Origin of the sequence: Mesorhizobium sp. M2E.F.Ca.ET.209.01.1.1 (assembly GCF_004010375.2) — a bacterium.
Classification (GTDB): domain Bacteria; phylum Pseudomonadota; class Alphaproteobacteria; order Rhizobiales; family Rhizobiaceae; genus Mesorhizobium.
Map to the genome: position 1 here is coordinate 1 of NZ_SADP02000824.1, position 271 is coordinate 271.

The 271-nt window shown below is 64.6% G+C and carries 1 pseudogene; it reads left to right on the forward strand.

The annotated features are described in order from the left end of the window. Window positions 1-54: 54 nt before the first annotated feature. Window positions 55-271 (forward strand): annotated as a pseudogene (locus EN852_RS38065) (MFS transporter); the annotation flags it as partial.

Consider the following 271-nt stretch of genomic DNA (forward strand, 5'->3'; position numbering starts at 1 on the left):
CGGCAGCGCGCGTCCCTTGTTTGAAGCGCTGCATTCAAATCAAGCCTTTGCGTCATGCTGCCGTTGATTGCCCTTTTCCTTGCCGCTTTCGCCTTTGGCACCACCGAATTCGTCATCGCCGGCGTGCTGCCCGAGGTGGCGCAGGGCCTTGGCGTTTCGGTGCCGACCGCCGGCTATCTCGTCTCCGGCTATGCCTGCGGCATCGCCATCGGCGGCCCGCTGCTGGCTTTAGCCACCGCCACGGTATCGCGCAAAGCACTGCTGGTCGGGC